This is a genomic window from Proteus sp. G2626 (genome assembly GCF_009915985.1).
Taxonomy (GTDB): Bacteria; Pseudomonadota; Gammaproteobacteria; order Enterobacterales; family Enterobacteriaceae; genus Proteus; species Proteus vulgaris.
The window spans coordinates 18,567-38,950 of record NZ_JAABNH010000022.1 but is presented as its reverse complement, the minus strand read 5'-3'; the positions used below and the strand labels follow the sequence as shown (position 1 = coordinate 38,950).

Genomic DNA, 20,384 nt, shown 5'->3' with positions numbered 1-20,384 from the left:
GATAAGGCAATTATTCTTTTATAACATAAGCATAAATTCGCTTACTGCCATCATCTTCATCATAAATATAAACCCCTTGAAGTTCAGTTGAAAAGCCGGGTAGCTGATTAATTGTGACTTCAAGCGCCTGAAAATAACGTAAAACAGCACCGCTCCAAATTTCACCTGGTACAGCACATAAAACACCAGGTGGATATGGTAATGCTCCTTCTGCGGCAATTCGTCCTTCTAATTTATTTAAAGGTAACAAATCAAGGTTACCACGAACAAACTCAATATTAGCCTGTTGCGGGCTTAAGACTCGCTTAGGGAAATGTTTTTTCCTAAACATCTGTTTTTGTAATAGCTTGATATTGTATTTGACACAAATATCATGCATTTCCTGACAGAGTTGACGTAATGTATAACCCTGATAACGAGATTGATAACGACGACAAATCGAAGGTAATACCCGTGCTAATGGGGCGTCATCAATTAACAATTGTTCAAATCTCACAATTAATGAAATTAAACGTTCAAATTTTTCACTATGCTCTGCGGGGGTGAGCAAAAATAAAATAGAATTTAAGTCACTTTTTTCAGGGATAACGCCATGTTCCCGCAAATAATTTGCCAAAATAGAAGCGGGTACACCAAAGGCTTCATATTCTCCTGTATGAGGATCAATGCCCGGTGTTGTGAGCATTAATTTGCAAGGATCAACAAAGTATTGATTGGTGGCATAACCTTCAAAAGCGTGCCAATTATCATTAGGAATAAAATTGAAAAAGCGTTGATCGTGAGCGATTTCATCTGTGTCGTGATCTTGCCAAGCAATGCCATCAATAACTTCAGGAATAAATGGCTTAATAAACTGGCACTGTCTTAGTAAGGATTTACGAGCCTCGATGCCTTGCTTAACACAATTTATCCACATTGCTTCACCACTTTTATCCGAATGCATTTTTGCATTGACATCAAGAGCCGCAAAAAGAGGGTAAAAAGGGCTGGTGGATGCATGCATCATAAAGGCATTATTCATACGTTTATGATTAACATATCGAGATTGCCCTTTGATATGCGCATCTTTTTTATGGATCTGGGAGGTTTGTGAAAAGCCGGCTAGTTGCTTATGAACAGATTGAGTGACGAGAATACCAGGATCGTTTTCATTGAGTGTCAGCAACAAAGGCGAACACTGTTTCATCATTGGAATAAACTGTTCATAACCGACCCAAGCGGAATCAAATAAAATATAATCACAAAGATGACCAATTTTATCAACAACTTGTCTTGCATTGTAAATCGTACCATCATAAGTGCCTAGTTGAATAACGGCCAAACGAAAAGGGCGCTTATCGAATTGGCGTTCAGGCGTAATCTCTGCAATTTGTTGGCGTAAATAGCTCTCTTCAAAGCAATGTGCATCAATACCACCGATAAAACCAAAGGGATTGCGAGCTGTTTCTAAATAAACAGGCGTTGCACCCGCTTGAATTAGTGCACCATGATGATTGGATTTATGGTTATTTCTATCAAATAACACTAAATCATTTGGTGCCAATAAGGCATTTAATGCGACTTTATTTGAAGAAGACGTTCCATTTAAGACAAAATAGGTTTTATCAGCATTAAACACTTGCGCGGCGAATGCTTGAGCATCATAAGGTGCACCCTCGTGGATAAGTAAATCACCCATTTCCACATCAGCATTACAGAGATCAGAGCGAAATAGATTCTCACCAAAATATTGATAAAACTGTTCCCCTGCGGGATGACGACGGAAAAACTCTCCGCCTTGATGACCGGGACAATCAAAAGCAACGTTCTTTTCGGCAACATAATTCACTAAGCGTGAAAAAAATGGTGTTGTCAGACTCTTTTCATATTGCTGTGCAGCTTCATTAATCAACGTACTATTTTTTTGATGCGCGCTTTTATCAGTGATCAAAATCCCTGAAACTTGATTAAGTAATTCAGCACCGACTGTATCATTAAGATTAACTGCAATAAATACGGGGAGTTGAAAGCCTGTTTGATGAATGCGATATAGTTCGCCAGACTCAATATCTGACAATGACAATACTACTGCTGACACTTGCGTTAAATTTGCATCAACAATATCAACAATCGGACGTTCACAATAAAAATAGTGTGAAAGCGAGGGGCGACACGCCAACTTCATTTTTTTCATTACACTCGTGTTTAATCAATAGGAGAATTGGCGAACAATATACTTGGTTGTGAATATGATTGAAATAAATTAAAGAGTAAAAGGAGTTTTTTATGCATGGTATCTGCATAAATTACCAGTCTGATAAATAAGTTAATGGATAAGTCTATAGAAAAATAAACTTATCCATTGTTTTATTATTGGGTAATAGGAGTGGGTTTTTCGATATAAACAGTTTGAGATGGAAATGCAAAATCGGCACCATGTTTATGCACAATCTCAATTATCTTCAAATAGACTTCTTGCTGAGCTTCTAGCCACTGTGCCCAGACGGTTGTTTTGGTGAAACAATACACCATAATATTGAGTGAAGAGTCTGCAAATTGATTAAAATAGACTAACAAGGTTTGTTGTGTATCGATTTTTTCATTTTGCATGAGCATAGTGCGAATATCTTCAACGATAACACCAATTTTATCTGAATCTTCGTAACGTAAACCAAGTTCAGTTTCAATGCGCCGGTTCGTCATTCTCCCCGGATTTTCTACGCTAATGGAGGAGAAAATTGAATTGGGAATATAAAGTGGCCGGTGATCGAAGGTAATAATTTTAGTAATACGCCAACCAATCTCTACTACTGTACCTTCAATATTACGATCAGGCGAACGTACCCAGTCACCAATATTAAAAGGACGGTCGAAATAGAGCATAACACCCGAAAAAAGGTTACTGAGTACATCTTTACTCGCCATACCAATGGCAATACCGCCTAATCCGCCAAAAGTCATTAAGCCAGATAAACTCATACCAAAATGTTCACCAAACAATAAGATGATGATGACAAAAAGGGTAATTTTAAATATACGAGAAATAATACGAGCAGAAGTAGGATCGCTACCTTTTCTGATTTGTGATTGCTCTAATTGATTAATAAGTAAGAAAAATTTTTGCATTAAAATTAAGGCAATGCCGATATAAGTTAAGAAATTAATCATCCTAAAAGAGATAAAGTGGAGATTAAAATCAATAACGGCCATTTCACAATATTGGCTTAAGATAATCACTAAACTACAAAGGAAGATGGCTTGGCTAATATGAATAATAATATTTCTACGACGTTTTTTCTTTTTATCATGAAAAAGAGAGACGGCAACAAAACCAACAAAGCAGGCTAAAGCAATGCCGACACCTATTGAGTATTTTATTATTAATGCATCATTCATCAGCTTAACATCTCCTTAGAAAATGCGTTTTTTATAATATGAAACACGTTATCTTACTTATTTTAATCGTTACTTTTCCTGTTCATTTGCATGCTGAAATTTAGGGTAAGTCGGTGGTTTCATAAAGAGTGTTACTGCTAGGATCAATAGTACAGGTACGGTTAAAATTAAGAATGCAGGAGTGAAACTTCCTGAGATATCTTTTATTGCACCCGCAAAGAACGGCGCTAAGCAAGCAAGAGTTGAGATTAAATTCATCACTGAAAATAGCTCAAGATAAGGTGAGCGGCCAAAGTAGTTAGCCAGCAATATACTTGATGCTAAAAATGTCATGCCATAGCCGATACCGACACAAACCGTAAATAGGATCAGGTAAATCCAGGAGTTCGCCATACTGAGTGCTAATAACCCGATAATGATAATACTTAAACTAGCGATAAGTAATTTTTTAGGCTCTAACCATTCACCAATCGCCCCCCCCGCTAAGCGTGAGAAGGCGTTGATAAATGCCATGCTACTTAATAAGGTTGCTGCAATGGTTTCGCCAAAGCCATTTTCAATAATATGAGCAACGGCAAAACTATTAACGGTAATACCACACCATAAAAAAGCTGTGTAAGTTGCCGCGATAACATAAAATTGCCACGTTCTTAAAGCATGACGTGCCGTCCAAATTTCTTTGGTTTGATAGATACGTTTTGTACTTTGGCGCTGGCTGATCCTTTTGGCGTGCTCTTGCTCTTTGCTTCCTTCTCGTAAAACGAGAATAGTGAAAAGAGTAACAACGGTAAGCGTGATCGCTGAAATAAGCCAATGCATACGCCATGTATGCCATAAATGCGTGGCTAAAAAGTAGATCCAAGGCCCCGCTACACCGCCTAATCCACCAATCGTAAAATAAACACCGAAGGCAAAAGATTGCTTTTCAAATAAACGAGAAATAACGTAAGTTCCGGGGACTGTTGCAAGCAAAGTAAAACCAATACCTAATAATGCAGTACCAAGGAAATATTGTGCTATGGTGTAGGTTTCATAAAGAAAATAAAAACCGCTGACGAAAATTATCAGTCCAATAAGAAGAGTAAATCGAACACTTAATTTACGAATAAGTAAGGTGGGTAAAAAACTAGCGAGACCACAGGTTAATCCTAATAACGTAAAACCAAGGCCCGCTTGTGTCCAATTCCACTTCAGCTCGCTTATCATGCTAGGAAGCACAACACCCAGAGATGTAAATGTGGTTGCGGTAGCTAAAAAATAGACAAAACCCAGTAATATCAGCATACTCCACTGATAAATGGGTCCAAAATTCTGTTGCGTGGCTTGCATCCTGACTCCATCAAACGGGTGCAGTAACCTGAATAATCAGGAGAAAATAGCGAATAACAGACCTCTTTAATTAAGGTCTGTTCGTTTAAAGGCTATTATTCTCTAACTTTATGAGTCGGACTGCTAGCTTAATTTTCCTAAAGCCCATTCGATAGGATACTGATAGGCATCATCAAGCATTGGACTTAAGGATTTGAGTGTGTCTTTCAGTGGTTGGTTATTACGATGAACAAGATTGAGATGACCCACTTTACGCACAGGCCGAACTTCTTTTTCATACCAATGTAGATGTACTAAGGGTAATGAAAGCCATTGCGGATTTATATTCGTACCAATCAAATTAATCATCACTGCTGGTTGGCACACTTCGGGTGTTGGCATTGGTAAATTTAAGATTGCACGTAAATGTAACTCAAATTGGCTAATTGAGGCGCCGTTTTGTGTCCAGTGACCACTGTTATGGACTCGGGGAGCTAATTCGTTGATAAGTAATTTATCACCGACAATAAAACACTCCATCGCCATCACACCCACATAATTGAGTTTATCAAGGATAGATGTCAGCATTTTTTCTGCGGATTGTTGTAATTCTGGGGGGGGCGTTGGTAATGCAACACTCATACGCAAAATGCCATCTTGATGAAGGTTATGTGTTAAAGGATAAAATACACAATGGCCTTTTTTATCTCTGGCTCCTACTAATGATACTTCACCAGAAAAAGGAATACCTTGTTCAACGATACATTCACCATAAATTTCAGTGGGTAACTGTTGCTCCTCACCGGGGTGAATTCGCCATTGCCCGCGACCGTCATAACCACCAACACGACGTTTCACAATAATAAAATCACCCAATTGAGCAAAAATATCAGGCCACTGTGTGGGAGATGTTAAGGGTTGCCAAGGTGCGGTAGCTAAACCTAGTTCATCAAGAAGTTGTTTTTGAGGTAACCTATCGGCAAGCAAAGGGAAGATATCACGGTTTACAAAGTTAGTATGACGCTCTAACTCTTTGGTGAGTGCAGTTTCAGGCCAGCGTTCAATTTCAGCCGTGATTATACTTTTTTGATAGGGAACAGCTTCTGGTTCTGCATCTAAGCCTATGGGGTAAACAGCAATGCCTAAAGGTTCACCTGCTTGTCTTAGCATTCTGCCTAATTGACCATTTCCGAGGACACAAACCGGTTTCATAGTGCCTCTCTTGGATCTGGGTTATTTAATACATTGTCGGTTTGTGCTGTGCGCCATGCAGTCAATGCATCTAAAATAGCAGGAGAATGTAACGCTAAAACTTGAGCCGCTAATAAAGCCGCATTGGCAGCCCCTGCTTTACCAATCGCTAAGGTTCCTACAGGGATACCTTTTGGCATTTGTACGATTGAATAGAGGCTATCAACACCGCTTAATGTCGCACTTTGAACAGGAACACCAAATACGGGTACTAACGTTTTAGCTGCAAGCATTCCTGGTAAATGGGCAGCTCCTCCTGCACCAGCAATAATGACATCAAAGCCATTACTTTTTGCTTTTTCAGCAAAACTAAATAACTTATCAGGGGTTCGGTGTGCAGAGACAATCTCAACATGGTAAGGAATTTGTAGTGTATCTAATACATCTGCGGCATGAGACATGGTTGCCCAGTCACTTTTGGAACCCATTACAATGGCGATACGAGGGTAAGTGGTATTTAGACCAACGTGAGAAGACATTACTTAACTGCTCCTGTAAGCATAAACGGATATAGCCTAATAAACTGAGAATGATAGTATCATGCTAATACGTCAAGGAAAACGTTTGCGTAAAGAAAAAAAGGCTCTTTATAGAGAAAAATAAGTGAAAGAGCTTAAAAGGGAAAATGAATCAGTTCTATTTTTTTAGCGGTTACTTTAAACATTGAACCTTCTGTATGCCAAGCACCCAGTACACCACGATAGTATGTTTTACCTTCAATATGGACAGTATGAACAGCGGGGCGGTGTGTATGTCCGTGGATCATCCATTGTGTATTGAAATGTTTAAAGGTATCAATCACCGCTTGTGGGTTAACATCCATAATTGCATCAGATTTATATTGGTTTTCGTGTTGACTACGCGAACGCATTTTATCGGCAATACGCAGTCGAACAAATAGAGGTAACAATAAGAAGAGACGCTGGATAAATTTATTATGTACTTTTTTACGATAACGTTGATAAGCATCATCATCTGTACAAAGTGTATCACCGTGCAAAATTAAGATGTGATGTTGATAAATTTTGAGTACTTTTTCTTGGGGAAGTAGAATGATCCCACTCTCTTTTGCAAAACGAGTGCCAATTAAAAAATCACGATTGCCATGAATAAAATAAACAGGAATACCCGCATTTTTTAGTGTCATTAGTGCTTGAGCAATTTGTTGATGTAAAGGATTGGGGTCATCATCACCTATCCAAAAATCAAAAAAATCACCTAGGATATAAAGCGCTTTGGCCTGAATCGCTTGTTCCTTTAAAAAGCGAAGAAAACCGGCAGTGATTGCCGGTTCATGTTCACTTAAATGTAAGTCTGCAATAAAAAGCGTACACATAAAGAGTGAGGCTTATTCGCTAACCGTTACACTTTTAATGATGATATCTTCACGAGGAACATCTTGGTGGAAACCGCTACGACCTGTAGAAACCGCTTTAATTTTGTCGACAACGTCCATTCCTTCAACAACTTCAGCGAAGACACAATATCCCCAACCATTTGCATTTTCAGCACGGAAGTTTAAGAAATCATTATCTGCAACGTTGATAAAGAATTGAGCCGTTGCAGAATGTGGATCGTTAGTACGAGCCATCGCCAATGTACCACGGTTATTAGCAAGTCCATTGTTTGCTTCGTTTCTAACAGGTGCTTTGGTTGCTTTTTGGTTCATACCGGGTTCAAAACCACCACCTTGGATCATAAAACCGTTAATGACACGGTGGAAGATAGTGTTATCGTAGAATCCTTCTTTACAGTAGTCTAAAAAATTTTCTACGGTTGCAGGCGCTTTGTCTGCAAATGTATTAATCACGATATCGCCGTAATTGGTATGAAAAGTAACCATATTCAGATCCTAATATAATTTTAGCTTTACCCAGATTGGGGCATAAACAATAGTCCCGTTTTTTATATCACAGTTGCCTTATTTAGTCAGTATTCATCTTTTTTTCAGATGATTTTTCTAGCTAAACAGACGTATAAAATGAGAGAGAAACACTTTTAGCCAAAATTTAGCGAAATAACAGAAGTTTGATTGTTCACTATCAACGATTGAACAGTGAAAATAAATATTAAGCAGAGTAATATAAAGGCGCTAATCTTGAGTTTGCTTTGCCTTTAAGATCCAATATCCTAATAAATATCGTGCTATAGTAGTTGTTATTTTCTTTTATATAAAAACGTAATAAACACGTACAGTTGAAAACGGGAACGTCCACTGATGCTAAAGATTTTTAATACTCTCACTCGCCAAAAAGAAGAATTTAAACCTATCCATGCAGGGAAAATAGGTATGTACGTGTGTGGCATCACTATTTATGACCTGTGTCATATTGGTCATGGACGTACATTTGTGGCGTTTGATGCCATAACCCGTTATCTGCGTTATTTAGGCTATGACGTTAATTATGTTCGTAATGTGACGGATGTGGATGATAAAATCATCAAGCGGGCGATTGAGAACAATGAAACGTGTGAGCAATTAACGACTCGTATGCTTGCTGAAATGCACAAAGATTTTGATGCATTAAATATTGCCCACCCTGATTCAGAGCCTCGTGCAACACATCATATTGCTGAAATTATTGAATTAACTGAAACGTTAATCAAACGTGGGCATGCTTATGTTGCTGAAAACGGTGACGTTATGTTTGCGATTGATACGGATCCTGATTATGGCCTACTTTCTCGCCAAGATTTAGAGCAATTGCAAGCTGGTGCTCGTGTTGAGGTGGCGAACGTGAAACGTAATCCAATGGATTTCGTGTTATGGAAAATGTCCAAACCGGGTGAGCCAAGCTGGAAATCTCCATGGGGAGATGGTCGTCCTGGTTGGCATATCGAATGTTCTGCAATGAATGGTAAAGAGCTAGGACATCATTTTGATATTCATGGTGGTGGCTCAGACTTAATGTTCCCTCATCATGAGAATGAAATAGCACAATCAACTTGTGCTCATGATGGCCCTTACGTTAATTACTGGATGCATTCCGGTATGGTGATGGTAGACAAAGAAAAAATGTCTAAGTCACTTAATAACTTTTTCACCATTCGTGATGTATTAGCTTATTACGATGCTGAGACGGTGCGTTATTTCTTATTATCGGGCCATTATCGTAGCCAACTTAACTATACTGAAGAGAACTTAAAGCAGGCACGTACGGCATTAGAGCGCCTCTATACTTCATTACGTGGTACTGATGCAAATGCACAACCTGTAGGGGGAGAAACGTTTGAAGCACAGTTTATTGAGGCTATGAATGATGACTTCAATACACCAGAAGCGTATTCAGTATTATTTGATTTAGCGCGAGAAGTAAATCGCTTAAAAAGCGAGGATATGAATAAAGCTAATGGTTTAGCTGCCATGTTACGCAAATTAGCTAAAGTATTAGGTCTGTTAGAGCAAGATCCGGAAGCCTTTTTACAAAGTCGTGCTAAAGCAGACGATGCTGGTGAGGTTGAAAAAATTGAAGCTTTAATTCAACAACGTAATAATGCACGTAAAAATAAAGATTGGGCTGCTGCCGATATTGCGCGTGATGCGTTAACTGCGATGGGGATTGTCTTAGAAGATGGTCCTCAAGGAACAACTTGGCGTCGTAATAATTAATATAATTAACGAGTTGTTACACTAAATACGTGTTTTTATAAAAATATCGGATATTTATTATCCGATATTTTTTGCTATTTATTATTTAATATTTAATTTATTGGCTAATAATACTGGTTTCTCTTTCATTATCTTCTTGTTTATTTTTAAAATAATTTATGACATGCTCAGAAAAGAAGAGTCTATGAGTTAAGATAACTATAATAGAAAAAGTTATAAAACCAATTTCAGATATATTCGTTAATGACATAGAAATGCTAAGTATAAAAAATAAAGAAATAGATAAACATACCCATGAAATTTTTAAAAATGAGTAAGCATTTTTACTGTTTCTTGCAAGTTTTATCCATGCTGTAACTTGAATTATCATTGTTATAATTAAGCATAGCATGATGAATAAGCCTACTAGCATTGTTTTGCCACCCCCCATTGCCATGGCTAATAAATAAATTGGAGCTCCTGCAACCAATATAAATAAACTTACACCTAAAAATAATACTGAAATAATTTGGATCCATAAAAGTACTATGGGCCTTTCCATAATTTCTCCTAAAAACAAAATAAGTTTTTATTGGCTTTAGAATATTGTTATTAGCTTTTAATAAAGTGAAGTTTATCGAATAACTGGAAAAAATAAAGTTTGATTTAATAATAAATAATTATTAATCAATTTAAGAGATTCTATTTTGGAGTTTTTATAAATATGACGTTAATATATTTAATTGGAATAGTGGTAATTCTACTTAATATTATTCGATATACCACTGGTATTATTACTTATAATTTTAGAGGGGTTAATTCTACTTCTGCCATCATTTTTGCCAATTGTTCTCGATCACGAATACCAACATTGGTCTGACTTACGGCAAGTGCGGAAACGGCAGTTGCAAGGCGTAAAGTATGCTCGCTGGTTTGCCTCATCATTAGTCCATAAATTAGGCCACCAACCATTGAGTCGCCAGCACCTACAGTACTAACAACATCGCATTTCGGGGGAGTTGCCATCCATGCGCCAGATGCATTTACCCACATTGCACCTTGCTCACCTAATGAAATTACAACGTGAGCAATACCTTGTTGACGTAATGCTTGGGCGGCTTTCACAACATCAGAGAGTTCAGGTAAAGGCCTACCTGCCCAAATCTCTAACTCATGATGATTTGGTTTAACAAGCCAAGGTGAGGCTTTTAATCCTGCGACAAAAGCATCTCGGCTACTGTCAAAGATCAAACACATACATTCGCTACGTAAACGTGTCATCCATGCGGTGAAATCATTAAGATCAACGCTAGAAGGTACACTGCCACTGACACAGATCATATCAAATTGACCCGCCCAACTTAGGGTATCATTAACGAAACGAGCCCAATCTTGTTTTGTAATTTCAAAACCAGAAAAATTAAAATCGGTGACTTTACCATTTGGTTCGGTCAGTTTCACATTGATACGGGTACGGCCTTCAACCATTTGAAAACGGTTAGCAATACCTGAATCACTAAACTCTTTTTGAAACCCATCTTGATTTTCTTTGCCTAAAAAACCGCCAACAGTGACATCAACACCGAGGCTTTTTAAGACTTTAGCTACGTTAATACCTTTACCGGCAGCATGAAAGCCTGCTGTTTTAACACGATTAACTTCACCAAGTTCAATAGGATCACTTAAGCCAACAAGATCATAAGCAGGGTTAAGTGTGATGGTTGCAACTCTGCGTTTCATGCTAGTTCCTTACCTTCAATAAATGAACAGGCATCGTTTTTTGCTGTGGTTTAGCAAAGGCAGAGATACCTTGAATGGGTAAGCCGAGCATAAAATCTCCTGTTAGATAAAGGGCAAAAAAGACCTAAATATCACAAAATAACAACTAAAATCGTATCATTAGGCTGAATCGTTTCAAATTATAACGTGTAATTTAGTACAAACAATCTTCTTTTGCCTAATGAAAGTAGAAATAAATTAGATCTAAATCACGTTTTAGTGCATTTAAACATGAATAAATGAGTAAAAAATGTCAACAAAAAGGTTTGTTGCTGAAGTTTTACAGTAATAGTTTAAAAGTGTTATCTATATATATAATAATAACTTACATTATCTTTTTTTATCTATATCTTGATCAAATGTATAATATGCTGAAGATCTGTGAGAGATTATATCAAGAGATAAGCCAAAAAATGATGATCTAAATTTAATTAAACTAAACTAAATTTATTGATTTTCTTTTAATTCAATTGGTTGTGATTGTCTTTTTTTAAAAAAACAGGATTAAATAAAGAAAAGTAGAGGAAAAAAGAAGAATAAAGAGAAAAAGTAGTAAAAAGAAAAAAAGCGTCACTTAGAGTCGTAACGCTTTTAATATTAATGGATTTGCTGATTATTTGCTGACACTAACTGAGAATTCACCAAAGGTGACCACTTTCCCATCCATAATTTTACAGCGTTTACGTGTTTCAACTACACCATCAACGCTAACTAATCCTTCAGCAATGACAATTTTAGCTGCCGCTCCACTTTCAGTCCAACCTTGAAGTTTTAATAGATCACAAAGCTCAACATAGTCGTGTCCATCTAATTGAAATGTTTCCATTGATTAGTTATTTCCTATTTCAGGGTCGTGATATTCTTCACATGCTTGTAAAGTATTTTGAATCAGTGTGGCGACTGTCATTGGGCCGACACCTCCAGGTACGGGTGAAATCCAACCTGCACGTTGTGATGCAGCTTCAAATTCAACGTCTCCCACTACTTTACCATTTTCAAGACGGTTAATACCGACATCAATGACAATGGCTCCAGGTTTAATCCACTCACCGGGAATAAAATTAGGTTTACCTACCGCGACAACGACTAAATCAGCGTGTTCAACATGAAAACGCAAATCTTTAGTAAAACGATGAGTAACGGTTGTTGTACAGCCTGCGAGTAAGAGCTCTAAGCTCATTGGGCGACCCACAATATTTGATGCACCAATGATAACGGCATTTAAACCATTCATCGGAATATTGCAACGCTCTAGCAGTGTGACAATACCACGAGGTGTACAAGGGCGTAATTTTGGTGCTCGCTGGCATAGACGACCGATATTATAGGGATGAAAACCATCCACATCTTTATCAGGGTGAATGCGTTCTAACACCTTAACATTATCAATTCCAGCAGGTAAGGGGAGTTGGACGAGAATACCATCAATGGAGTTATCTTCATTAAGCTGGTCGATAAGGTTTAATAAATCCGCTTCACTGGTAGTGTCTGGTAAATCATAAGAGCGAGATATAAAACCAACTTCATCACAAGCACGGCGCTTACTTCCGACATAAATCTGTGATGCTGGGTTATCACCCACTAAAATAACAGCTAAGCCAGGTGCTCGTTTTCCTGCATTAATACGTTGTTTTACTTTTTCTGCCACTTCGCTTCTGATGGTCTGCGCAATCGATTTCCCATCTATAATTCTTGCTGACATCTATACATCCAAATTATTCAATTACGGTATCGCTCTATTTTGTCAGATCAAGAGCAATCTGTCAGTCGAATACTTGCCATATTTTGACCATATAGTTTGAGAGGGTTGAAAAATCGTTGACTCTCAGAATGTTGAACGTATAATTCACACCCGTTATCAGCAGTGATTGCTGACGTCTAATCTCTTCTAGGCGCCCTTAGCTCAGTTGGATAGAGCAACGGCCTTCTAAGCCGTAGGTCACAGGTTCGAATCCTGTAGGGCGTACCATTTAAAATCAATGAGTTACAAGATTTTAAAAAGAAACCCGCAAGAGATGCGGGTCAAGTAACGGGTCAAGTTAGCATTACAGTTTTTCACTTCTAACCCACTCTTCATAGACATGTTCTGGCCAGCCTAAAAACGTACCACCTTTTGTTCTTTCTGGTCTGGGAAACTCATTTCGTTTTGCGTACATTCTCCAAATTGTAGGTTTGCTTTTGCCAGTTAACTGGATCATTTCCTTCCACTTAATGTATCGAGTCACAGTTGTCATTTTTTATTTCCTTCCCTATACCCGTTCTCCATAATGCACTGTGCGATAGTCGCTGGTGGGTTATCCCAATGGGCATCAAAAATGATATCGTTTAAATGATATTTACTGATGTCATCTAAAGTCTTAGGTAAGGTGTCATGGGGTAATTTTAAACAAATAGAATCACCCGTCATGCTTACTGCAATATCAATGATCTGCTCAGTGGTAAAATCTGTTTTACGATAACCGGCTTTCCAGACTGCATCAGTTATATCACCGGGATCACTACCTGCATTTTTGATGACACTAACGAGATTGAAATCTAAAGTTGTCATTAATCATCATCCTTAATTAAGCTGTAAACTTTATCAGCAATATCAAAAGCATTATCAGCCACTGCTAATACAAGTAATTTAGGATCACCAAATGATTTTTTTGTCAGAAGTGAAAAATCGAAAAGCACACTTTTGCTATCTTTTGTTTTCAGCATTCCCGTAATAACACGGCCAAATAGTAGATAAGGCAAGGCTAAATACATGGACTGCAATAAAGGTGCTTCACCTTTAATAAATTCCTGCTCAAAAAGACGATTAAATGACGGGTACTTATCTTTGATTAAAGTGAGTTTTGTTTTATAGTAGGGATAGAAATTTTCATCCTTCTCTTGCTTATAATGAATAGCGACATAAGAACCATCGTCATATGATTTAATATGTGTATATTCAGCATCGCTAGGAATTGCTTCATCAAATTGAATAACAATATCATCACTGAATTCAGAGTTGTGTTTCATGCGTAATACTACATGCCCATTAGACACTTCGATATGTTCAGCGTTGATATGTACACAGTTAGTAACAAGACGAACATCATCACTCATTTTTAATAATGTAAGTGCAGCTCTTAATTGGCTTGTCTCGATGTAAGGTAATTTAGTTGTCATTTTTTACCGTCCTTAGTGCATAGTTGGCATAGCTAGAAATCCGTTATTAGCTTCTAACTCGCGAATATAATCATCATGAAGAATACAGAGCCCTTCACGTCCTTTTTCTGATAGGCGAGGACCATGTTCAAGGGAGATGTCCAGAAAGCCGATATAGGCTTTTATGATGAAGTCAGGACAATAATCTTTATAGATACCCCCTAACTCTTCGATAAGAATGCTTTCAAAATGGCTTGCAAGACAAAGGCGCAAAGAAGTTGGGTAAATGGTTAAAGCGTTTTCTCCGTTACTGTAAATAGTGGCAAGATCAACACCGCCTTCTTCATTACGAATTTCAGTGGTGCCATTCTTTTCTTGTAGTTCACGAATAAAGCAAGTTGCTACCACCCAGCGCCAGACAGAAATTCTCTGTTCAGGTGTTAATGTTTCAGGTTCATCAGCTAACTTACCCATGACTGCAGCGGCTAAATATAAACCTTTCAATAACTCTTTATCGTATTGACCTGATTCAAGGGCTGTTACAGCTTCAGAGTAAGATATTAAAGCACCATCATCAGAAATAACGCCATTACTAGTATCAGTAAAATAAGCCATTATTTACCCTCCCAGCCAATTGCCTGAAACAATCCCATTTTAGGATGATGCCAGCGAGTGCCACGTTTTTCGGCTTCACTCATCATTGCCTTGAATGCAGATATAAAATCAGCTTCATGAATAATGGCCATAGGCCTAGGCATACCTTCGGGCGTAAGAATAGTTATTTTATTTTTGCGAACATTGAACTGTTTGGTGAGTGTTTTGCATTTATCCACCGTCATACCTGATTTAGTTCTCGCCAGAGAGTACCCAATCCAACCTACAGGGATCGTTCCTTGTTTTATTTGCTCAACGACTTCATTCACTTGTTCAACTTTTTGCTCTACATGAGATATACGGCGTTCGCTTTCTAAGTTAGCCAGCGCCATAGCAGCAATAATTTCTGCTTGTGATTTTGGTTTGACTCGTTCATCTTCAAGTTCTTTCCAGCGATCAACTAACCGAGCTGTAAACTCTGGGGACAGTTGCGCAACGACAATGATACTGTCTCGTTTACCTTTTTCACCTGTGAAAACATAATGTAGTGGAGTGGTTCCGTTTGCTGCTTTAATCCCATCCACCGTTGGTGGTTCGGATATAACATTTTTCTCTGCCAACCGTTCGATAGTTCTTTTAACACTATCTTCACGGCTACCAACTAATTCGGCGATCTCTTTAGAGGTCATTGACGCATTGGTGCTAATTAAATTATTCATATTGACTATCCTTAGTGTATTAATTGACTTTTACCTTGTGAGATAAGCAAAGTGGCGCTATTGATGAGTAGTTGATCAAGCATGTCTTGCATCCATTTATCACCTTCTTCGCCTTTTGCTTTGTTACCTTCGTAAAAACGGAACAGGGCGAATACGCCATCGCCTGACTGATCGAGAATGACTGACTCAACTTTTACAATGAGTAGCTTCTCGATAATTTTTAAATCCAAATCGACAACAATATTTTTGTGTCTAAATGAAAACTGCTCATTAAGACCAGGACCGAATCGCGTTACACAGGAGATTAAATATTTATTTGCTACAATCGTTCTTAAATTATCAACAATGTGCTTAACAAATATCTCTTGTTCTTCTGGTGTTAATTTACGATTTGACTTAATAGCTTCTTTATCTAATAAGGAAGCAGGGAAACCTTTTTCTTTTAAATATTCGATGATTTCATTTGTTGTCATTTTTTTACTATTCATAACATGCCACCCGGTATTTTAATTTTGGCTTTATCTAAACAACGCTTAGATGATTGATTACTTATTTTTTGTTGATAACTCATTGCGCCTTTAGCTGGTGGATCTGCGATAATAAAAGCTTGGTTATATTGCTCTAGTGCGCGTCTATAAAATCCTTTCCCCTCTAATTGCTTACCTTTTTTCATGAATTCAGAATACGTCATGATATTTATATTCCTCTCCATTTAAGTAAGGAGGTAAATACTCAACAATATAATCAATCATGAATTTACCCATATCAGAAATCGAGCCATTTAAGTTATATAACCATTCATAAGTATTGTAGATATCTTTATCACTCCACTTACAACGTTGACGGCAATCTTTTTCTTCATAGACATCACGGAAGAAATTATTTAAATTTTCAAAGCTAATTTCTGTAATAACAGTTTTATTATTTAACTTTGATTTAAACTCAGCTTTCTTTCCATTTTGTTTAATATAAATAAGCACTGAGTTGATAAAACGCTTTCTTCTTACTTCAAGTAAATTAACTTTATCCATGTTGCTTACTCCTGATTTAGAGCGCAGCAATCCCTAGCATGAACGCTATAATTAATTTTTATTTAGTGGATGATTTATTTATTGGTTAAAGCATTATTTAATTCGTAATATAGTCTATCAGCTTCTTTTTCTGCATCATCATATTTAGCGACAGCTTTAGCATATTCTTTTTGTAATCGTTCAATATTACGCTCTTGCTTTAATCGCTCTTGGAGTTCGGTTAGTTTAGCTTCCTTGCGATCCATAAAGTGTTCGGTAGGTTCGCCACGCTTAAAAGCGATTGTGCCATTTTCAAGTTCGCATTGTTCACCTTCATAGTTAGTCTCAATGCCTTCCTTATGAAGTTCACGCTCGGTGAGGATATTTGCTAGCTTATTTAATGCTGAACGCTCACTTAAGTAAGCACGATTAGCACCTGAAATAATATAAACAGGGCGCATAGCAATAGTAATTTGATTGTCAGTTGCTTTCTCAATAGCTTCGTGTTGTCTGCTCATTTTCTTGTTCCTTTTATTTTTCGATTTGATATTTCGTATTCAATTCCACCAAGTCTGTCATTTAATATTGATATAAATGACGATAGCTGACTTACAAATAATCCCACATCCCCAAGATGATCTTTACCATCGGGATAATTTTCATTAGCATCAGCCCAAAACATAAACTCACCGAATATATTCATTCCTGTAACAAGTGAATCGATAGCTAAATCTAAATTACCTCTTAAGTTACCCAGTTCACCTTCTGTTAATTTACTTAAATCAGGAAGAGTAACTAAGTCATCAATATTCATTAAGCCTCCGTGAAACTTACTTTTTCATAAACAGTTTCTAAATTTAATTTGGCTGACTGGATTAAATTTGTAATTTGAATATCGTAATTTTTAATGTGACCGCTTTCTTCAGAGACTTTTAAATTAATTGCAGTTTCTAATGTATTTAAAATGCACCCGACAGCCGTTTCAATTGTATCGTTATCACTGATTTTAATTTCACCGATAGGCTTTGGTGATTTATCAGTATTAATATTCGATACACTTTCTTTAGCTCTTTCTATATTGGCTACTGCTGATTCAATCGCATTAAACATATTATCGCTAGGTGTTACGTTATCATTGATAATGAGATTTAAAATAGAAGTTGCATAAAGTAATTCATCACAAGCGGATTCTTTTAACTTAGTGTTATTCATCATTTAAAACCTCATCGATTTCATCTTCTGCTTGAGATAATAAGCTAAGTTGAATTGCTCGCTCTTCGCTATTACGAGAAAGAAACTGAGCTGAAATTAAGAATGCTTTTACTCGATGTAATGTATCTAGCATTTTCCCGCTATCTACATTAATTATTTCTTTTGCCATGATCATTATCTCTCTGTGCATTTTCTTCAATTAACCAGACTGAAATATCACCTGATAATTCGTAAGCTAGTCCAATTAAGCTTTCTATCTCAGGCTGACCCGATATGCGCTCAGCGTTGAGCTGGAATAAAAGGGCGTTTAGTTGGTCGCTTTTTTTTGCAACAGCTTCTAAATTGAGTTCGTGAGCCATAATTAAGCCTCGCAAGGAAATTGTGCAGAGAAAACTACATTACCACCAAGTAACTCTTTAGCTTGTTCAGCGCTGGTGGCCATAACTTCTTTTTTCTCTGGATGCTCAGTTTTAGTCCAGAAACGAAACAAGAACATAGGTAACATTATGGCTGTATGCATGTCAGGTTTCGGCAAATTAGGGATTGCGGTAGAATATATACTGGTCATATATGATCCTTCATTAATTATATCAGTTATCATTTACAATTAAGTATCACCGCTAGTGATTTTGTTGTCAACACCGCGGGTGATTAATTATCATTACCGCAAGTTATTTTATTGAATTTAAAAGGAATTTATTTTCAAATAAATCTCAGATTGGAATGCAGATCACTTCTTTGGAGGGGAGAGGGGACAAAAAAGCCCCGTTAGGGGCTATAGGGTATTACTTATGATCTCTTCGATACAAAGTCCACTCTTCAATTCTTTCACCAGAAGGTAATGTACAGTATCCTACTTGACCTTTATCTGTGTTAACTATTTCCAGCTTTCCGCTTATTTCACCGCAGTACACAGAGGCAGGGTTTGCCATTCCTACCTGTTTATTTCCCGTAGTAGAGCACCCAGCGAGTATAATGGTAGCTGCCAAAACTGTTAATTTTTTCATTATTCTGTCCTTACAGATGCGAATGGCTATTGTGAATAATATATTTTTAGCATAAAAAAGCCCTCGCGAGGAGGGCTGGGAGGTTAGTGTTTGTTTGGCAGCTCTGGTTTTTTTACTTGCGTCAGTAAATTTCCTGCATTCACCTTCGGTATTGCTCCATCTTTTATTTTGCTTTCTATGTATGCAGGGAATTTTTGTGGTAAATATATTTTCTGTAACCAGCGCCTAAACTCACCTAATGCGTCATCTGGATATATCCACGCTTCTATAGCTCCTGCTTTGTGTTGAGGGAACCAATCAGGATAATGGTGCGGGTGCTTTGTCCTTTCTCCGTATTTACTGCATAAGTCATTTTTTACCCAGTGTTTTCCCCAGGTTATTCCAATGCTTATATCAGGTATTGAGGCTGGCCCAAGGTTGAACCCTGTATTGATCATCCGCAGTGTTAGATCTGCCATTTCGCTAAAAATAGAAAAATACCCGAATGGTATATTTGCATTTAGCTGCAATCTCTCTTGAAAGCACTTCCATGCACTACGTAATGGGTTTTCTGGGTCAATACCAAGATTGAGGAAAATAAAGCGTCTTAAGCTATATTCGGCTAAGTCTCTATATCTTTTCTTAGCTACAGAATTATCAAATGCAGATGAATCTGCATCAAGGGCGTAATACTCCAATATGGCCATGCATACGCGATCGGAGTATGCATATACTTCACCGGTATTATTATTAAGAACAGTATATAGGCTGGAGAGCGTTAACCCTTTTCCTCTAAGGATTGAGTCAATTTTCTTTCCTCTCGGTTTCGTTCTTTCTTCAAGCCAGTTGGTTGTTAACCTACCAAGAGCTCTATGATCTACTCCACATAATCTAGAAAGCCCTCTCAATGTTAAATACGGAGTGCCATCATTCATTATTCCCATCTGGATACCATCGAACTCAACTTCTTTCACTGGAAATAATTCTAATTCCCCTTGGGGATTGATTACTGCTAGTTTATTGTTATCCAATTGATATCCTTATTTATTTTAATGGGGCTCACCCTAAAACGTGTCGTCACCCAAAGAAGCAGCCTTGTACATCATCTTCGACGAGCTTAATAGCGTCAGAGAAACTACCTAACATTTTTTCATCGCAGTTGTGCCAGTTACTATTTTTATCCATCCAAAGCAGAGACCATGAATTCGAATATTTATTATGTGTGATTTTTGCTATAGGTTCTTCTACTTTGCCATCACTCCATATTAGTTGCCTAATTTCAAAGATAATTACTGAGTCGTCCTCGATACGATACTGTAAATCTAATTCATCCCTTAGGTGCTCTGCTGGGCGGCGTTTTTCCATGAAAAATTCCATACACCGTCTAATATTTGCTATCTCAATATTGTTAAACGCCATATTTCCT

At 37.5% G+C, this 20,384-nt stretch carries 29 protein-coding genes and 1 tRNA gene; 2 read left to right on the top strand and 28 right to left on the bottom strand.

Translation table 11 applies throughout. The features are described from left to right. Positions 1–10: 10 nt before the first annotated feature. The 7 genes from GWJ05_RS08925 to ppiB form a co-directional block, all read right to left on the bottom strand. Positions 11–2,173, bottom strand: coding sequence for an ornithine decarboxylase (locus tag GWJ05_RS08925; RefSeq protein ID WP_036934698.1), 2,163 nt, complete (start codon positions 2,171–2,173; stop codon positions 11–13). 176 nt (positions 2,174–2,349) lie between these two features. Next, positions 2,350–3,375 (bottom strand): mechanosensitive ion channel family protein, encoded by a 1,026-nt coding sequence (locus GWJ05_RS08920; protein ID WP_036934697.1) that lies wholly within the window; start codon positions 3,373–3,375, stop codon positions 2,350–2,352. 69 nt (positions 3,376–3,444) lie between these two features. Next, positions 3,445–4,704 carry an MFS transporter gene (locus tag GWJ05_RS08915; protein WP_036934696.1) on the bottom strand — a complete coding sequence of 420 codons (1,260 nt, stop codon included), beginning with the start codon at positions 4,702–4,704 and terminating at the stop codon, positions 3,445–3,447. A 123-nt stretch (positions 4,705–4,827) separates the two neighbouring features. Continuing rightward, positions 4,828–5,895, bottom strand: coding sequence for a 5-(carboxyamino)imidazole ribonucleotide synthase (gene purK, locus GWJ05_RS08910; RefSeq protein ID WP_036934694.1), 1,068 nt, complete (start codon positions 5,893–5,895; stop codon positions 4,828–4,830). Further along, positions 5,892–6,413 (bottom strand): 5-(carboxyamino)imidazole ribonucleotide mutase, encoded by a 522-nt coding sequence (gene purE / locus GWJ05_RS08905; RefSeq protein WP_036934692.1) that lies wholly within the window; start codon positions 6,411–6,413, stop codon positions 5,892–5,894. Before purE ends, purK begins: the two co-directional genes overlap by 4 nt. A gap of 134 nt (positions 6,414–6,547) precedes the next feature. Further along, positions 6,548–7,270: a UDP-2,3-diacylglucosamine diphosphatase gene (locus GWJ05_RS08900; RefSeq protein ID WP_036934690.1), complete on the bottom strand. Its 723-nt coding sequence runs from the start codon at positions 7,268–7,270 to the stop codon at positions 6,548–6,550. 12 nt (positions 7,271–7,282) lie between these two features. Beyond that, positions 7,283–7,777, bottom strand: coding sequence for a peptidylprolyl isomerase B (gene ppiB, locus GWJ05_RS08895; RefSeq protein WP_036934689.1), 495 nt, complete (start codon positions 7,775–7,777; stop codon positions 7,283–7,285). Positions 7,778–8,152: 375 nt separating this feature from the next. Between ppiB and cysS the strand changes: the two genes are divergently transcribed. After that, a complete protein-coding gene (gene cysS / locus GWJ05_RS08890; protein WP_036934688.1) occupies positions 8,153–9,544 on the top strand; it encodes a cysteine--tRNA ligase in 1,392 nt (463 codons plus the stop codon). Between the two features lie 97 nt (positions 9,545–9,641). On the opposite strand, the gene GWJ05_RS08885 is transcribed toward cysS, so the two are convergent. The 4 genes from GWJ05_RS08885 to folD all read right to left on the bottom strand — a co-directional run bounded on the left by GWJ05_RS08885 (position 9,642) and on the right by folD (position 13,004). Further along, a complete protein-coding gene (locus GWJ05_RS08885; RefSeq protein WP_036934686.1) occupies positions 9,642–10,085 on the bottom strand; it encodes a hypothetical protein in 444 nt (147 codons plus the stop codon). 236 nt (positions 10,086–10,321) lie between these two features. After that, positions 10,322–11,263 (bottom strand): 1-phosphofructokinase, encoded by a 942-nt coding sequence (fruK, locus tag GWJ05_RS08880; protein WP_036934685.1) that lies wholly within the window; start codon positions 11,261–11,263, stop codon positions 10,322–10,324. Between the two features lie 652 nt (positions 11,264–11,915). Then, positions 11,916–12,128 (bottom strand): ribosome-associated protein YbcJ, encoded by a 213-nt coding sequence (gene ybcJ, locus GWJ05_RS08875; protein WP_036934684.1) that lies wholly within the window; start codon positions 12,126–12,128, stop codon positions 11,916–11,918. A 3-nt stretch (positions 12,129–12,131) separates the two neighbouring features. Continuing rightward, a complete protein-coding gene (folD, locus tag GWJ05_RS08870; RefSeq protein ID WP_036934683.1) occupies positions 12,132–13,004 on the bottom strand; it encodes a bifunctional methylenetetrahydrofolate dehydrogenase/methenyltetrahydrofolate cyclohydrolase FolD in 873 nt (290 codons plus the stop codon). Between the two features lie 190 nt (positions 13,005–13,194). On the opposite strand from folD, the gene GWJ05_RS08865 reads away from it, so the two are divergent. Continuing rightward, positions 13,195–13,271, top strand: a tRNA-Arg gene (locus tag GWJ05_RS08865). Positions 13,272–13,347: 76 nt separating this feature from the next. Here the strand turns inward: GWJ05_RS08865 and GWJ05_RS08860 are convergent. The 17 genes from GWJ05_RS08860 to GWJ05_RS08785 all read right to left on the bottom strand — a co-directional run bounded on the left by GWJ05_RS08860 (position 13,348) and on the right by GWJ05_RS08785 (position 20,377). Beyond that, complete coding sequence (locus GWJ05_RS08860) at positions 13,348–13,500, bottom strand: helix-turn-helix transcriptional regulator (protein ID WP_115065750.1); 153 nt, start codon at positions 13,498–13,500, stop codon at positions 13,348–13,350. Positions 13,501–13,532: 32 nt separating this feature from the next. Then, entirely contained in the window at positions 13,533–13,850 is a 318-nt protein-coding gene (locus GWJ05_RS08855; protein WP_036934679.1) for a hypothetical protein, read from the bottom strand. Continuing rightward, on the bottom strand, positions 13,850–14,458 hold the full coding sequence (locus GWJ05_RS08850) for a hypothetical protein (protein ID WP_036934676.1): 609 nt from the start codon (positions 14,456–14,458) through the stop codon (positions 13,850–13,852). Before GWJ05_RS08850 ends, GWJ05_RS08855 begins: the two co-directional genes overlap by 1 nt. A gap of 12 nt (positions 14,459–14,470) precedes the next feature. Further along, on the bottom strand, positions 14,471–15,052 hold the full coding sequence (locus GWJ05_RS08845) for a hypothetical protein (protein WP_036934674.1): 582 nt from the start codon (positions 15,050–15,052) through the stop codon (positions 14,471–14,473). After that, the gene (locus tag GWJ05_RS08840) at positions 15,052–15,750 is read right to left on the bottom strand and encodes a Rha family transcriptional regulator (RefSeq protein WP_036934672.1); all 699 of its coding nucleotides are present in this window, start codon (positions 15,748–15,750) and stop codon (positions 15,052–15,054) included. Before GWJ05_RS08840 ends, GWJ05_RS08845 begins: the two co-directional genes overlap by 1 nt. 11 nt (positions 15,751–15,761) lie before the next feature. After that, positions 15,762–16,238 carry a hypothetical protein gene (locus GWJ05_RS08835; protein ID WP_036934671.1) on the bottom strand — a complete coding sequence of 159 codons (477 nt, stop codon included), beginning with the start codon at positions 16,236–16,238 and terminating at the stop codon, positions 15,762–15,764. Beyond that, entirely contained in the window at positions 16,235–16,441 is a 207-nt protein-coding gene (locus GWJ05_RS08830) for a hypothetical protein (RefSeq protein WP_052038446.1), read from the bottom strand. Before GWJ05_RS08830 ends, GWJ05_RS08835 begins: the two co-directional genes overlap by 4 nt. Then, a complete protein-coding gene (locus tag GWJ05_RS08825; RefSeq protein ID WP_072070107.1) occupies positions 16,428–16,781 on the bottom strand; it encodes a hypothetical protein in 354 nt (117 codons plus the stop codon). Before GWJ05_RS08825 ends, GWJ05_RS08830 begins: the two co-directional genes overlap by 14 nt. Positions 16,782–16,855: 74 nt before the next feature. Then, positions 16,856–17,278, bottom strand: coding sequence for a hypothetical protein (locus tag GWJ05_RS08820; RefSeq protein WP_072070106.1), 423 nt, complete (start codon positions 17,276–17,278; stop codon positions 16,856–16,858). Further along, the gene (locus GWJ05_RS08815; protein ID WP_036934667.1) at positions 17,275–17,574 is read right to left on the bottom strand and encodes a hypothetical protein; all 300 of its coding nucleotides are present in this window, start codon (positions 17,572–17,574) and stop codon (positions 17,275–17,277) included. Before GWJ05_RS08815 ends, GWJ05_RS08820 begins: the two co-directional genes overlap by 4 nt. After that, the gene (locus GWJ05_RS08810) at positions 17,574–17,975 is read right to left on the bottom strand and encodes a hypothetical protein (protein ID WP_072070105.1); all 402 of its coding nucleotides are present in this window, start codon (positions 17,973–17,975) and stop codon (positions 17,574–17,576) included. Before GWJ05_RS08810 ends, GWJ05_RS08815 begins: the two co-directional genes overlap by 1 nt. After that, positions 17,965–18,141: a hypothetical protein gene (locus tag GWJ05_RS18435; RefSeq protein ID WP_164526622.1), complete on the bottom strand. Its 177-nt coding sequence runs from the start codon at positions 18,139–18,141 to the stop codon at positions 17,965–17,967. Before GWJ05_RS18435 ends, GWJ05_RS08810 begins: the two co-directional genes overlap by 11 nt. Continuing rightward, the gene (locus tag GWJ05_RS08805; RefSeq protein ID WP_036934661.1) at positions 18,122–18,331 is read right to left on the bottom strand and encodes a hypothetical protein; all 210 of its coding nucleotides are present in this window, start codon (positions 18,329–18,331) and stop codon (positions 18,122–18,124) included. Before GWJ05_RS08805 ends, GWJ05_RS18435 begins: the two co-directional genes overlap by 20 nt. A 2-nt stretch (positions 18,332–18,333) precedes the next feature. Beyond that, positions 18,334–18,540, bottom strand: a complete 207-nt coding sequence (locus GWJ05_RS08800; RefSeq protein WP_072070104.1) for a hypothetical protein — start codon at positions 18,538–18,540, stop codon at positions 18,334–18,336. 217 nt (positions 18,541–18,757) lie between these two features. Then, complete coding sequence (locus GWJ05_RS08795) at positions 18,758–18,979, bottom strand: putative hemolysin (protein ID WP_036934656.1); 222 nt, start codon at positions 18,977–18,979, stop codon at positions 18,758–18,760. Between the two features lie 83 nt (positions 18,980–19,062). Continuing rightward, positions 19,063–19,989: a hypothetical protein gene (locus GWJ05_RS08790; protein ID WP_052038444.1), complete on the bottom strand. Its 927-nt coding sequence runs from the start codon at positions 19,987–19,989 to the stop codon at positions 19,063–19,065. A 46-nt stretch (positions 19,990–20,035) separates the two neighbouring features. After that, complete coding sequence (locus GWJ05_RS08785; protein WP_072070103.1) at positions 20,036–20,377, bottom strand: DUF3024 domain-containing protein; 342 nt, start codon at positions 20,375–20,377, stop codon at positions 20,036–20,038. Positions 20,378–20,384: the final 7 nt, after the last annotated feature.